Origin of the sequence: Blautia sp. OF03-15BH (assembly GCF_003463065.1) — a bacterium.
Classification (GTDB): domain Bacteria; phylum Bacillota; class Clostridia; order Lachnospirales; family Lachnospiraceae; genus Limivivens.
In genome coordinates this window covers 60,126-70,414 of record NZ_QSCM01000016.1, presented here as the reverse complement: position 1 = coordinate 70,414, position 10,289 = coordinate 60,126, and the positions used below count along the sequence as shown (strand labels likewise).

At 35.2% G+C, this 10,289-nt stretch carries 13 protein-coding genes; 6 read left to right on the top strand and 7 right to left on the bottom strand.

Features of this window, described 5'->3' with window-relative positions:
• Positions 1 to 172: 172 nt before the first annotated feature.
• Both DXA57_RS14055 and DXA57_RS14050 read right to left on the bottom strand, forming a co-directional pair.
• A complete protein-coding gene (locus DXA57_RS14055; protein ID WP_147345705.1) occupies positions 173 to 385 on the bottom strand; it encodes a hypothetical protein in 213 nt (70 codons plus the stop codon).
• Between the two features lie 360 nt (positions 386 to 745).
• The gene (locus DXA57_RS14050) at positions 746 to 2,290 is read right to left on the bottom strand and encodes an ATP-binding cassette domain-containing protein (RefSeq protein ID WP_117767931.1); all 1,545 of its coding nucleotides are present in this window, start codon (positions 2,288 to 2,290) and stop codon (positions 746 to 748) included.
• 964 nt (positions 2,291 to 3,254) lie between these two features.
• On the opposite strand from DXA57_RS14050, the gene DXA57_RS14040 reads away from it, so the two are divergent.
• Positions 3,255 to 3,554 carry a hypothetical protein gene (locus tag DXA57_RS14040; protein ID WP_330423271.1) on the top strand — a complete coding sequence of 100 codons (300 nt, stop codon included), beginning with the start codon at positions 3,255 to 3,257 and terminating at the stop codon, positions 3,552 to 3,554.
• Between the two features lie 169 nt (positions 3,555 to 3,723).
• The gene (locus DXA57_RS14035; protein ID WP_003697696.1) at positions 3,724 to 3,972 is read left to right on the top strand and encodes a hypothetical protein; all 249 of its coding nucleotides are present in this window, start codon (positions 3,724 to 3,726) and stop codon (positions 3,970 to 3,972) included.
• A 54-nt stretch (positions 3,973 to 4,026) separates the two neighbouring features.
• On the opposite strand, the gene DXA57_RS14030 is transcribed toward DXA57_RS14035, so the two are convergent.
• On the bottom strand, positions 4,027 to 4,602 hold the full coding sequence (locus DXA57_RS14030) for a hypothetical protein (protein ID WP_147345704.1): 576 nt from the start codon (positions 4,600 to 4,602) through the stop codon (positions 4,027 to 4,029).
• Between the two features lie 115 nt (positions 4,603 to 4,717).
• Complete coding sequence (locus DXA57_RS14025) at positions 4,718 to 4,969, bottom strand: hypothetical protein (RefSeq protein WP_117767929.1); 252 nt, start codon at positions 4,967 to 4,969, stop codon at positions 4,718 to 4,720.
• A 381-nt stretch (positions 4,970 to 5,350) separates the two neighbouring features.
• On the opposite strand from DXA57_RS14025, the gene DXA57_RS14020 reads away from it, so the two are divergent.
• On the top strand, positions 5,351 to 5,671 hold the full coding sequence (locus tag DXA57_RS14020; RefSeq protein WP_117767928.1) for a helix-turn-helix domain-containing protein: 321 nt from the start codon (positions 5,351 to 5,353) through the stop codon (positions 5,669 to 5,671).
• A 31-nt stretch (positions 5,672 to 5,702) separates the two neighbouring features.
• Here the strand turns inward: DXA57_RS14020 and DXA57_RS14015 are convergent, their stop codons facing one another.
• The gene (locus DXA57_RS14015) at positions 5,703 to 6,002 is read right to left on the bottom strand and encodes a DUF6809 family protein (RefSeq protein ID WP_117767927.1); all 300 of its coding nucleotides are present in this window, start codon (positions 6,000 to 6,002) and stop codon (positions 5,703 to 5,705) included.
• Between the two features lie 473 nt (positions 6,003 to 6,475).
• Here DXA57_RS14015 and DXA57_RS14010 point away from each other — a divergent pair, with 473 nt between their 5' ends.
• From DXA57_RS14010 to DXA57_RS14000, 3 genes are read left to right on the top strand one after another with little or no spacing between them, the layout of a single operon-like run.
• Positions 6,476 to 6,802, top strand: a complete 327-nt coding sequence (locus DXA57_RS14010) for a hypothetical protein (protein WP_117767926.1) — start codon at positions 6,476 to 6,478, stop codon at positions 6,800 to 6,802.
• Positions 6,777 to 7,268, top strand: coding sequence for a hypothetical protein (locus tag DXA57_RS14005; protein WP_117767925.1), 492 nt, complete (start codon positions 6,777 to 6,779; stop codon positions 7,266 to 7,268). The genes DXA57_RS14010 and DXA57_RS14005 overlap by 26 nt, the downstream gene beginning before the upstream one ends.
• Positions 7,261 to 7,449 (top strand): helix-turn-helix domain-containing protein, encoded by a 189-nt coding sequence (locus tag DXA57_RS14000; protein WP_117767924.1) that lies wholly within the window; start codon positions 7,261 to 7,263, stop codon positions 7,447 to 7,449. Before DXA57_RS14005 ends, DXA57_RS14000 begins: the two co-directional genes overlap by 8 nt.
• 390 nt (positions 7,450 to 7,839) lie before the next feature.
• Here DXA57_RS14000 and DXA57_RS13995 read toward each other — a convergent pair whose 3' ends face one another.
• A complete protein-coding gene (locus DXA57_RS13995) occupies positions 7,840 to 8,337 on the bottom strand; it encodes a nucleotidyltransferase domain-containing protein (protein ID WP_009247521.1) in 498 nt (165 codons plus the stop codon).
• 84 nt (positions 8,338 to 8,421) lie between these two features.
• Complete coding sequence (locus DXA57_RS13990) at positions 8,422 to 9,966, bottom strand: ATP-binding cassette domain-containing protein (protein ID WP_009247522.1); 1,545 nt, start codon at positions 9,964 to 9,966, stop codon at positions 8,422 to 8,424.
• Positions 9,967 to 10,289 lie beyond the last annotated feature (323 nt).

The window sequence follows — 10,289 nt, the reverse complement described above, 5'->3', positions numbered from 1 at the left end:
AAAAAGAAAATCGCTATGCCATAGCCTTGGTAGGCCATCGCGCAGCGATTTTGTTCAATTCCAGTTTAATTGTTTCAATTATACCCATCTGCTCTTATTCTGGCAATTCTTATCTATACAAAAAGGCAGTCGTCCCTACTCTTAGAACGACCACCCATACTTTTGTATCAAATTACTTTGCGCCTCTATCATGTTTTCTTCTTACAGCATATCTCTGTTCCTCAATCGCCTGTTCCCTCTGTCTCGCTGTCCCCACTGCCGACTGCACCACATCTGAACCAAGTACCGCTTTTGTTCTCTGATAATCCATTTCTACACTAAACATTCCATTTGCTTCTGTCAGCATCAACATGCTCTGCATTTTCAAGATTAAATGACCGATCATTATGACCTGCCTTGAATACACCATTACTGTCTTTGCGACCATTTGTCCTGGTTGCTCTCACTTTTTTTCTTTTCCATCTCAATTTTCTCCTTTTCCGGGCATAAAAAAAGGAACCGATTTCTCGATTCCTTTTTCAGCCCCTGCCGATTTCTTTACAAATTCAATTTTTCTTTTCGTAGCAAAGCTGCGATATCTGAGCGAAGTGTGACAGATAATAACCCAATACGATGTGTCACAACACATCTATGGGCCAAGGCTGTCGCCCTGGACGGACTAGGGTGCTTCGCACCTTTTTTCATGCAAAAATAATTATTGAATCATCCTTATAAATTGGAAGTTGTCAGTCTTTCATCTTTTTTATCACTCACTAATTAACTGTAATCCATTAGGATTTAGCTGATATATTTTATCACACACCTCTTCAATGTACTTTCTATCGTGAGAAATGCTAATGACAGCCCCTGGAAATTCTCGGAGCATTTTTCTTATTACCGGGCCGGATAATGGTGAAAAATTTCTTGTAGGCTCATCCAGAATAAGAACATTCGCACCACTTAAACTCATCCTCAAAAGAAGCACTTTCGCCTTTTGTCCACCAGACAACTCCCGAATAGGATGCTCCATTTCATCTGGCGTGTATTTAAGTGAACCTAGGTATGTTCTAATTCTTGTACGCTCTTCTTTATCTCCTGTTTTATCAAGGTAATCAACCGGTGTAACAGATAGCTCCAACAAATCTTCATAATTTTGGGGCATATATTCTGCTTTAATATCATTCCGATTCATAAGTTCTTCCGCTATCTTTTTTAGAAGAGTCGTTTTTCCTGCCCCGTTGGCTCCTATAATACAGATTTTCTCTGATCCTTTTATTTTCAAATAAATTCCTTCTGCCAAAAATCTTTCGCCTTCTGGAGTCATTAGCTTTGAAAGTTCATATTCTATGACCGTTTTCCCTGTTGGAATGTATGCGTTTTTATCTCCTAATTTAAAAAAGATTGCTTCTTCCTGCTCCGGCATTTGCGTCATATTTTCGTCTTCTCTTTCAAATCTTCGCCCCATAGCCTTAACTGTGTGCATTTTGTCCTTCAAATTCTTTGCCACCGACGGCGCTTGTCTGGAACAATTTGCTAATGCGCTTTGCACACTCTGAGATACTCTTTGATATTTCTCATCTCGAATCTTTTTTTCCCTACGGTCACATAGTGCCCTCTGTTCTTGAAGTTCAAATTTATGAAGCCGTTCCTCCACATAGTTTCTATAGGGAAGCTTGGCCACGGTATATCTCGCTTCTGTTTTTCGCTTAATCTGCTCGATATGTATTACCATGTTGGCGGTACGCTCTATCAATGTTTCATCGTGTGAAATAAAAAGCACAATATGCTTCCATTCATTTATGGTTTTTTCCAGTAATGTAAGCGTCGCAATGTCAATATCATTTGAAGGTTCGTCTAACAATAGCACAGAAACATCGCGAATAAAAAGCCGCATGAGTTGTACCTTGACTTTTTCTCCTCCTGAAAGGCTCCCCATCATCTGACTACTGTAGAAAAAATCATTTTTTATTCCAAATTTCCCTGCAATAACAGACAGTTCTTTTGGCGTTTTCTCCCAGAATATTTCTTCCTCAGAAAAATATTCGTATACGGTTTTTTTCTTATCTTCATCGGGCATCTCTTGCGGAAGATAACCAAGACGTTCGTTTCCCATTACTCTTTCCCCATCCGCTTCTATATAGTTTTCTATAAGCGATGGATCATATATCCACTTCATTAATGTTGATTTTCCGTTCCCTTCTTCTCCAATGATAACTGCTTTATCTCCATCATTTAGCACAAGGTTGAAATCATCAAGAATTACTCTCAGGTCTTTTTTATGTGTTAAATTTAATTTCTTTATCTGTAACATAAAGTTCCTCCTTTTCGAAACACGAGTCAATTATTTTTGTACACACAAAAACGAGCCTTTTTTGCATACGCAAAAATAGACTCGCTAAATAGACCTTTATTACTTTCCCTAAGGAAAAGCAAAGGAAATGCCTCTTGCGATAATCCAACTTAAGCGTACACAAAAATAAACCTATTTTCTACAGTCTCAATAACTATATGTGTCTTACTTAAATTAAATTATCTATTAATCATTTCCTCACCTTACACGAAATGTGCCTTCCATTTTTCTGATGACAATACTATCATACTGTATTTTTTTGTCAACACATTCCACCTTATAGATGCGCAAATTCAAATTTTCTTTTCCTTACAACTTCCGATTTGTTAATTTGTTTTATTATAGCACATGTAACCCCCTTCACAATAAAAAAGAGCAACCGAATTTTCTCGATTACTCTCTGTTCATTGCTTCCATGATAATAATATCATAACTTCCTTTTCAAAAAAAGTCTCAATACCGTAGTCAAACCGTAGTCATTCCGTATATATTTGTAACTTTTTGTAAGTCATTTTTCTTGCCACAATAATATTATCATCTCTTATTTGAAAAAGAAAGATACATGTGGTTAGTTCTTTGTTAGTCCATGGTTAGTCTTTTGTTAATTTCCCGTTATCATTCAAATAGAACATACCGTTTTCCCCATAAGCTTACCACTCGTTACATTTCAGGTGCTTACCACTCAGACTTACCACTTTTCTTACCACTTTGAATCACGGTTTTGTGATATTTTGCGATACTTTACGAGGTTTTCTCTGTAAACCTCAAATGCCTTCAATCCCTTATAAATCAAGCATTTCCACCACTTCCCGGTTCTTACTTTTCATCCACCACCTGAAAAATTGAATTTTCAAGGTTCAACACACCGATACGGTGTGGGAAGTTTTAGTTATTGATTTTATTATATCGTGAGGAGGATATGAAAATGAGCGAAAGCAATGATTATATTCAGTTACCACCACTAAAAAAAGACACACCGTCCGATGTGGTAGCATTTATGTGGGAGTACATGAAAGTACCGGAGGATTCAAGAGAAAAAGTTAAGAATCTGCTTAAAGATGTAAATGAAAATGGCGTAAAATTAAGTCATCAGGCACCAACACTGTATGATGTTGTCCCAAAAGAAGAAATTGCTGAATTTGAAGAGCTTATGCGCAAAACTATAGCTGACATTGTATCAGAAGCCAGTAGCGTTGCCGTTGGGTGTATGTGCAGAAATATGTGAAACAGAAAACTCTTGACGAAATGCTGCAAGAATTGCCAGGAGCAGGCCAGTTCATCATTGTTATGAATACCTGGTTCGAAAAACTGATGGCGGATCAATAGAAGTTGTGATAGAATGAAGAAAACGATTTGAAGTGCAAATCGTAAGTTATATGTGGAGGAGGATTATTATGAATACAGTTAGAATGATTTTATGTGGAAATGTTGAAGATAGCAGAATGAATCCAAGTGAAAAAGTAGGAGTAGTATCAGTGGTTTTTGTTTCTACAGAGGAGGAAAAAATTAAGAATAAACTTAAAAAATTGCAAGATAAAAATCCTGAAAAATTTTATATGGAATACGTTACTCCATTAGATGTTGACTTAACAAGTTTAGAACACTATCCATCGATTGAAATATCAAAAAATGATTTACAATAACAACTTTCAGTTTAAAAAATGGTGGAGAGTTTCCTCTCCACCATCTCTATTTTTTTATAAAGCTTCATAGCGTCTTTCTGCTGCTCTATATCGAGCTTCAGAAACACCTTTACCATTTTTGAAATACCTCTTGGTATTATTTTCATACCATTTGCATTCCCAGCGCTCAGTACGTTTAAACTGAGTTCCTTTGAATTTGTAAACATGATAAAAGTATTTTACATACCCAACACCATTTCTGAGGTAGTTCTGATAGCCATATAGCATAACGGCTTTTCTTTTTGTATCAAATTTAACTCCAAGATATCCAGGAAGTTCTTTGGTTGCTCTAACCATTCCCCTTCCTCTTCTATAGGTGAAAACTTTTACTGCCATATACTGACCAGCGGGATAGGTCCAAAACAGATCAATGTTTCCATCTTTATTGATATCGTACATATACCAGTTTGAGTGTGCTACATCATAAGTGGATTTTGGAAGCCATTTTGCAGTGAAGTCGTATGCTATATCTTGTTGCTTCCACATTGGAGTGTTCCTCTTTTTAGCTGCCGCTTCTGTTGATGTTACAGGTACCATTACCATACTGAGTGCAAGTACCATAGTTGCGATCCTTTTTACAAGTTTCTTCATAAGATTACCTCCCATCATAATTTCGTTAAATATTATCTTCCTTTCCTGTGCTAAATATATGATGCTTACCTGTAGCAAATTCAAGATTGCATATTTTACATAAAAAACTTTGGGGTCATCGTTTATATCTTTCAAAATCTTCCGCTGTCATTCCCCGATTTTTCATTTCATTTAAACATGCTGTCTTTTTCACTATATCAGTGGAATCTTGCCATGTGTGGACTAATCTTTCATCATCCAGTCCACTTACTTTTGATTCATATTTTTCTAATCCCTCTTGCGTTTTCCCTATAATTTCTTGAGCCTTTTCCGACTTTGATAAGAGTGCTTGCAATATCCCACCTACTAGCATCTCTATAAAATCCATCTTTTAATACCTCCATTTTAATATGTCCTATCTTTTATCCAATGATGCGGTCCACCATTTTTGCTCGAACAACGCCCAGGTTGAGGGTGTCCCATCTTTATGTTTCTTGTTGTTCTATTACCACAATAGGTACACATATACACAACAAAATGAGGTTCTTTCTTTGCTCCGGTCATATCTTTTCCTCCTTATCAATCCCTCTTAGGCATTAACAAATTACTCTAAATACTGTGTATAATTACATTGTTTTCAGATATTATTTTGCTTTCACCCCTTTTCTTATTCTATTGCTATTGGCTATATTATATACTATTTTATAGCTAATAGCTAGTTCTTTTTTGTATCTTTTCCCTATAAATTATAGATTGGAGGGTGCAAAATATGAATTTAATAGCTATTGGAAATAGAATTAAACAATCAAGAAAAAAACAAAATTACACTCAAGAATCTCTAGCAGAAAAACTTGAGGTTTCGCCTCATTATATATATGAGATAGAGCGTGGTTCAAAAGCAATGTCTTTAAAAATGTTGATAGCTGTTTCTGAAACGCTGGAACTGTCTGCTGATTATATCCTTTTTGGCCCTCAGAGAGAAGCCTCTTCACCTTCTGACGAATTAGACCTTCTGATAAGTACATTATCTCCTACTCAAAGAATAGCAGCGAATGACATATTGAAATCAGCTATTTCATATATAAAATAAAAATGCCGGATAGTTTTTCTATCCGGTTTTATCATATCCCTTTGTTCCCTAGTGCCTCCAAAATCATATTAACTGCAATGCTAAAACCACATTTGAAGGCTTCCTTATTTTCCATTTCAGCCAGTCCAGTAAGATGCTCTTCATATTCTTCCAAAAGTTCACTGTTCCTTTTGTCTTCCTCAAATAATGCCAATAGTTTTCTATGTACAGTTTCTAACCTTTTGATCTCATTTTCATAATTTTCATCTTGCGGTTTACACAGCTCTGCCGCATACAATTCTCCATTCCATAGTTTTTCTATTATACCTTTATTTGTTCTCGATCTTTCCATATTTATCCTATGCCTTTCTACTTAAAGTCAAAAAAACAGGCAGCACTCAAAAGCACCGCCAATCTACATACTACAATAACAATTTAAAATCAATCATTATATAACACTCACCACTCTTATTTAACAATCCATGCTTTAAAAAATTACAACTTACTAACATATTATTGAACAAAGTTACCGAGGATAACCAAAAGGGGTTGTGGCACAAAAGCAAACGTACTCTCCCGTAAAGTACCGTTATCTGGTGCTTTCAGAAGTATCGTCATTTCTGGGCCATATCCCGCGGTTACCTGCTGATACTATATATTATATATAATGTATCTATATATTATATATAGAGTATACATATATAATATATAGATATTTATTATAATTATATAGTATAATATACAATATTAAATCATATTACATTTTATTTTTACAATTAGTAATACATTAAAAATAAAACTAGCTATACGAAAGGAGATTATATCATGTCAAAAACTAAAACTAATAAAACAAAATCTGCTGAACTTAAAACTCGTTGTTATCCTAAATTTAAAGCCAAAATCGAGAGAATTTCCGAAAAGAACCATATTCCCGTTTCAAATTTTATCCTCAGTGCTATCGAGACCTATATAAGTTTACAGGAAAACCAAGTATATATGTCATATGGCAATTTTTCTAATACATTATCCTACACCATTGCCAAAAATAAAATTTACAATATTATAAGCCTTGATCCAAACATCCCCGATTCCACAAAAGAAAAAATCAGAAAGGAGTTAGATAACTTTGATTTCTGCAAACTTTATCATTAAAGATGCCGCTTATAATAATGATGACGCCATTTACAATGCCATTCATTATATTACACATAATCATACTTGTCCTCTATTCTGCTATGGTATCTGGCCTCCCACAGAGGAAAACATCATTCATAAATTTGAAACCCTTCGTGCTAACTTATCTACATTTTATTCAAAGACTCCCTGTCAGCAAAAACTTCAGCATTTCTGGATAACTTTTGATACAACCTACCGCCTTGATTTCATTATTTCCTTTATTGATAATCTTGCACTTATGATTGGTAAATATTATCCCACCTGCTATGCTATTCATGAAGATCAATCCTCTTTTCATGCCCATTTTGTAGTCTCAACAACAGGTCATATTCCATCTCAACCATTTCTTATTGACTCAAACTGGGCATCCCATATCAAAAAGATTATTCGCTTTGCAAAGAAATGTTCTATCATTCTAAAGGAGATACATAAAAATGCTTGAACAGTATGATGATATTCTCACAATCAATGACTTATCCGAACTTTTAAAAATCGGAAGTACACAAGCTTATCGAATCGTTCGCTCTGGTAAAATCAAGGCTTATAAAGAAGGAAAAGATTGGAAAATTCCAAAACAATCTGTAATCCAATATATCTATGCACAGAGTCACCTTTCCTTCTGATTTTTTAATTATTACTATGCTTTTACAAAATAATATTCTCTCATGTAAAAATTGCACCATTCTACCTAATAACAGAACCAGAATAGAACCACACCAAAAACGAAGAGACCGGAAATGCCCTGTTTTCAAGGCTTTCCGGTCTCTAAATGTTTTAAATTTCTTATTCAAACTCTACAAAGACTAACGCTTTTTGTTTAGGAATTATTCTCTGTAATGTTTCTCGTTCTTTTGATTATTTGATATATCCATATTATCCTGCCTATACGAGCTAATGTTATCATTTTGTTATCGGCATTGATAACACCTACTCGATAACTGTGGATAATAACTATATGTAGCATGTCAAATTATAAGCTATTTTGCTTAGAGATTCAACACAAAACTGAAATTTTACTTTTCCTTATATTCATCTGGTATTGCTATTTGAAATGTTTCACACAACAGCATCACATCATGCACATCATTTTTATCGTGTTCATATCCCAAATGAAGCATTACCTGACTCAATGGTTCAATACAAGAAACAGTTATATCTCCAACTTTTCCAATACCGGAAAAAGTTTTTGATGGAAATATATCTCCCTCATAAACAATTCCGTCATCTGTAAATTCAAAACAATGTAAATCAATGATTCTTTGTTTATCATCTTTCCAGACAGTATGACCATCCGTTGTATAATCAGTATTTACTTCCTCAAATCCATGCTGCTTAATCACATAAATATAATCATGATAATGTTTCAGTTCAACAAACAAATCAATATCATTGTGTATTCTTGATTCTCTTTTAAGAAGTGCATCAACACCCCATCCGCCATCTAAATATACTTTAATTTCGTTTTGCAAAGCATATTTTATAATTTCACATGCATCTTCTGTACGTACCATAATCTATCCTCCAAATTCAAATCTTTGTATGCTTTCCAACTCACTAAAAGCCTGAAATTTGTCAGTCTTTCATCCTTTTTGTTATCAATCACCAATTAGCTGTAATCCATTAGGATTTAGCTGATATATTTTATCGCACACCTCTTCAATATACTTTCTATCGTGAGAAATGCTAATGACAGCCCCCGGAAATTCTCGGAGCATTTTTCTTATTACCGGACCGGACAATGGTGAAAAATTTCTTGTCGGTTCATCCAGAATAAGAACATTTGCACCACTTAAGCTCATCCTCAAGAGAAGCACTTTCGCCTTTTGTCCGCCTGATAACTCCCGAATCGGATGCTCCATTTCATCTGGTGTGTATTTAAGTGAACCAAGGTATGTTCTAATTCTTGTACGCTCTTCTTTATCTCCTGTTTTATCAAGGTAATCAACCGGTGTAACATCCAAATCCAGCAGGTCTTCATAAGTTTGAGGCATATATTCTGCTTTAATGTCATTCCGATTTAGGAGTTCTTCCGCTATCTTTTTTAGAAGAGTCGTTTTTCCTGCCCCGTTGGCTCCTATCATACAGATTTTTTCTGAACCTTTTATTTTTAAATGAATTCCTTCTGCTAAAATTCTTTTGCCATCCGGAGTCACAAGCTTTGAAAGTTCATATTCTATGACCGTTTTTCCTGCGGGAATGTGTGAGTTTTCATCCCCTAATTTGACAAAGATTGCTTCTTCCTGTTCCGGCATCTGAGTCATATTTTCATCTTCTTTTTCAAATCTTCGTTCCATTGCCTTAACCGTATGCATTTTGTCCTTTAAGTTTTTGGCAACAGACGGTGCTTGTCTGGTACAACTTCTTAATGCACCTTGTACACTCTGCATAACTCTTTGATATTTTTCATCGCGAATCTTTTTCTCCCTACGGTCACTCAGTGCCCGCTGTTTTTGGATTTCAAATTTATGAAGCCGTTCTTCCACATAGCGTCTATAGGGAAGCTTTGCCACGGTATATCTCGCCTTTGTTTTTCGTATAATCTGCTCGATATGTATCACCATGTTGGCAGTACGCTCTATCAGCGTTTCATCGTGTGAAATAAAAAGCACAATGTGCTTCCAGTCATTTATGATTTTTTCCAGTAATGTAAGCGTCGCAATGTCGATGTCATTGGAAGGTTCGTCCAACAACAGCACAGAAACATCGCGAATGAAAAGCCTCATAAGTTGTGTCTTGACTTTTTCGCCTCCTGAAAGACTACCCATTGTCTGGTTACTGTAGAAAAAATCATTTTTCATTCCAAATTTTCCCGCAATAACAGACAATTCTTTAGGCGTTTTCTCCCAGAATATTTCCTCTTCAGAAAAATATTCGTATATTGTTTTTTCCTTATCTTCATCGAGCATCTCCTGCGGAAGATAACCAAGACGTTCGTGTCCCATTATCCTTTCCCCATCTGCTTCTATATAGTTTTCTACAAGCGACGGATTGTATATCCACTTCATTAATGTCGATTTCCCATTTCCCTCTTCTCCAATAATAACTGCCTTATCTCCATCATTTAGCACAAGGTTGAAATCATTAAGAATTATTCTCAGGTCTTTTTTATGTGTTAAATTTAATTTTTTTATCTGCAACATTAAAGTTTCTCCTTTTCGAAGTCTGAGCCAATTATTATTTTGAACACACAAAAACGAGTCTTTTTTGCATACGCAAAAATAGACTCGCTAAATAGACCCTTATTTCTTTTCCAAAAGGAAAACAAAGGAAATGCCTCTTGCGATAATCCAACTTAAGCGTACACAAAACAAACCTATTCTCTACAGGCTCAATAACTATATGTGTCTTACTTAAATCAAATTATCTATTAATCATTTCCTCACCTTACACAAAATGTGCCTTTCTTTCTTCTAATGGCAATACTATCATACTGTATTTTTTGTGTCAATACATTTCACCTTAT

Excerpts from the sequence above, each read along its gene's own strand:
- DXA57_RS14055 (WP_147345705.1), bottom strand. The coding sequence starts at position 385 with ATGATCGGTCATTTAATCTTGAAAATGCAGAGCATGTTGATGCTGACA.
- DXA57_RS14050 (WP_117767931.1), bottom strand. The coding sequence starts at position 2,290 with ATGTTACAGATAAAGAAATTAAATTTAACACATAAAAAAGACCTGAGA.
- DXA57_RS14040 (WP_330423271.1), top strand. The coding sequence starts at position 3,255 with ATGAGCGAAAGCAATGATTATATTCAGTTACCACCACTAAAAAAAGAC.
- DXA57_RS14035 (WP_003697696.1), top strand. The coding sequence starts at position 3,724 with ATGAATACAGTTAGAATGATTTTATGTGGAAATGTTGAAGATAGCAGA.
- DXA57_RS14030 (WP_147345704.1), bottom strand. The coding sequence starts at position 4,602 with ATGAAGAAACTTGTAAAAAGGATCGCAACTATGGTACTTGCACTCAGT.
- DXA57_RS14025 (WP_117767929.1), bottom strand. The coding sequence starts at position 4,969 with ATGGATTTTATAGAGATGCTAGTAGGTGGGATATTGCAAGCACTCTTA.
- DXA57_RS14020 (WP_117767928.1), top strand. The coding sequence starts at position 5,351 with ATGAATTTAATAGCTATTGGAAATAGAATTAAACAATCAAGAAAAAAA.
- DXA57_RS14015 (WP_117767927.1), bottom strand. The coding sequence starts at position 6,002 with ATGGAAAGATCGAGAACAAATAAAGGTATAATAGAAAAACTATGGAAT.
- DXA57_RS14010 (WP_117767926.1), top strand. The coding sequence starts at position 6,476 with ATGTCAAAAACTAAAACTAATAAAACAAAATCTGCTGAACTTAAAACT.
- DXA57_RS14000 (WP_117767924.1), top strand. The coding sequence starts at position 7,261 with ATGCTTGAACAGTATGATGATATTCTCACAATCAATGACTTATCCGAA.
- DXA57_RS13995 (WP_009247521.1), bottom strand. The coding sequence starts at position 8,337 with ATGGTACGTACAGAAGATGCATGTGAAATTATAAAATATGCTTTGCAA.
- DXA57_RS13990 (WP_009247522.1), bottom strand. The coding sequence starts at position 9,966 with ATGTTGCAGATAAAAAAATTAAATTTAACACATAAAAAAGACCTGAGA.